The sequence below is a fragment of the Arthrobacter sp. UNC362MFTsu5.1 genome, assembly GCF_000685965.1.
Taxonomy (GTDB): domain Bacteria; phylum Actinomycetota; class Actinomycetes; order Actinomycetales; family Micrococcaceae; genus Arthrobacter.
The window spans coordinates 1-2,155 of record NZ_JMLE01000064.1; the positions used below are offsets into that span (position 1 = coordinate 1).

The following is a 2,155-nucleotide window of genomic DNA, read 5'->3' on the forward strand; positions in this document are numbered from 1 at the left end:
CCAGCGGACGCCCATCAACTGGTTGAAGCGCAGCGCAAACCAGTGCGAGCCCTGCGAGCATGCCCTTCCCCTGGCCACCGGATTCGCCCGGGCCGGCCACTCCCTATCGCTTACGCTTTCCTGCCCTGCTTAGGGTGGGGGCATGACTGATCCGGCGCCGCGCCCGAGCCGCCCTCACAGGATGCTGCGGATCCTGGCTGTGGTCTTCACGGTTGCTGCAGCCGGATCGCTGGTGCTGGTGGCCGTGGACCTGGCCATCGGTCGGTCTGCTTCAGGCGATGTTTTCATCGCGTTCCTCAACAGTGTGGCGGCCGTGACGTTGTGGCGATGGAGATCTGAAAACGAGCGGACATGACGAAAGGCCGGCACGTAGGCCGGCCTTTCGCGGTTTTTCCTCGGACAAAGGAAACCTGTAGGGCAGCGTCGTTGCTGCCTGATGCTAGAAGTTGTGGTGTTCCCGGGCGTGGCCAACGTCGACGGGCCCGGTCTTACCGCCGGCGGTGAGCAGCTGCAGCTCGATGATGTCTTCGGCCAGGCTGGCGTCGGCAGCCGGCTGGTCGTCCTCAGTCAGGATGTATTCATGTCCCACAGTTGCGCGCCCTCCCGTTTGTGATGCTTGTGCCCACTGTAGTCCGGGATCCTGCATGTTCACTGGATGCGGGGCTCCGCCCGCGTAGCGTGATCGGCGGCCGGAGGAGCGAATGCGGGGGAGGCCGCCCCGCCACCGGAAAAGGCCGGGCCGGATCCCTCAAGGGTGATCCGTCCCGGCCTCTGGTGGTTCTTAGATCAGGCGGCGGTTGTAGGACATGTGCTCGTTGCGGGCAACGTCGGCGATGTGGCCGTTGTTGATCAGTTCCCGCAGCAGCACCGCGAGCCGGAAACCGGAAGCGTCCTCGGCTGCGAGTTTCAGGTAGCGGTCGGCCTGGCTTCCGTGGCCTTTGAGCCATTGCAGCCAGCCCATCAGGGTCAGCATGGGTGCACGCTGTCCTGCCGGGACGACCTTCATCAGCTCGAAGGCGATAGCCTCGGCCCGGTCAACGCGTGCCCAGTCGGGGCGGCCGGTGAATTTGCCGGTCAGGACGTCGCCGAAGCTGCCGTTGTGGGTGGTGATGGTGTCCCGGAACAGGTAATCACGGAGGTGCCGGTGCTGGAATGCCGCCGCCAGTGCACGGGCGGTTTCGGTGTCAGGCATTCCATCTGCGTCCAGGACAGCCTGCCACGTCAGGCAGGCCATTTCGAGGTCCTCGAAAGTTCCCTCGGGCGCTTCCACCGGAAGTGCCCACCTGTCCAGCAGCGCCGGGTTGTACACGTCGATGTCCGTCGCTGAGCCGAAGTAGGTCAGCGTCGCGTTGGCCTGGCTGTCCTTGATAGCGTCCAGCGGGTTCCTCTCCGCGGTGCCGTAGGTTCCCCAGTGGGCACTGGTGACCAGCAGAACCTTGCGCACAGGCATCCGGGCCGTCGCCAGCTCGATGCTCAACGCCGCGACGTGCTCCGCATAGGGGAACGGGCCGTCCCCGCCGGTTTCGTCGGTGTAGACGATGACGTAGCTGGCCGTGGCCTTCTCATCGTTGGCGGCGTAGGTGGTCATCATCTGCGCGTAGTCCAGCGGCGCGGACGCGGCCGGGGCGTCCATCCGCAACGTTGCGCCCAAGGTGTTCCCGCGTGCCGTGAGCACCACGAAGGATTCCTTCGGGCGGTTGCCCAGCAGGTGCGGAACGATGGCGATCAGGTCAGCGGGACCAGTGATGGTCAGTTTTTCAGTCATGGTGGTGTTCCTTCTTGTCCGAGAAGTGGGGTGGGTGGGGCGCCTTGTGGTGACCGGCCAGCTCCCCTGCTCCCCCCGTTGTTTTTTGGTTGCTGGCAAGCTTGCTTGCTCGGCGGCCGACGGAGGCCTGTCTACCCGTCAAGGCAAGGGCAGAAAAATCTTGCGGGATCCGAGCGTGCGAGGATCCCTGGCTAAAGAATTTTCGGCACGCAGGCCCCGGTGGAGCCTGCGGAACCGGGGCTAGACAGGCTGGAGCGGACGCCTAAAATCCGCAGGACAGCAACCACAAAACGCCTGTAAACAACAGGTGATGACGGGCCGGAGCTCTGCGACGGACCGGCAGCACCCAACAGCCGGCCGCGCCAGCGGACGCCCATCAACTGGTTGAAG

4 protein-coding genes are annotated in these 2,155 nt (G+C 64.8%); 1 reads left to right on the top strand and 3 read right to left on the bottom strand.

What is annotated here, in order from left to right; genetic code table 11:
• Positions 1 to 142: 142 nt before the first annotated feature.
• Complete coding sequence (locus BS38_RS0123990) at positions 143 to 355, top strand: hypothetical protein (RefSeq protein ID WP_028273019.1); 213 nt, start codon at positions 143 to 145, stop codon at positions 353 to 355.
• A gap of 84 nt (positions 356 to 439) precedes the next feature.
• On the opposite strand, the gene BS38_RS27530 is transcribed toward BS38_RS0123990, so the two are convergent.
• The 3 genes from BS38_RS27530 to BS38_RS27790 form a co-directional block, all read right to left on the bottom strand.
• The gene (locus BS38_RS27530) at positions 440 to 589 is read right to left on the bottom strand and encodes a hypothetical protein (RefSeq protein ID WP_197025035.1); all 150 of its coding nucleotides are present in this window, start codon (positions 587 to 589) and stop codon (positions 440 to 442) included.
• A gap of 192 nt (positions 590 to 781) precedes the next feature.
• Positions 782 to 1,765 carry a DUF4192 family protein gene (locus BS38_RS0124000; protein WP_028273020.1) on the bottom strand — a complete coding sequence of 328 codons (984 nt, stop codon included), beginning with the start codon at positions 1,763 to 1,765 and terminating at the stop codon, positions 782 to 784.
• A gap of 191 nt (positions 1,766 to 1,956) precedes the next feature.
• Positions 1,957 to 2,155 (bottom strand): hypothetical protein (locus BS38_RS27790; RefSeq protein ID WP_231511448.1); only part of this gene is annotated, 199 nt, incomplete at its 5' end.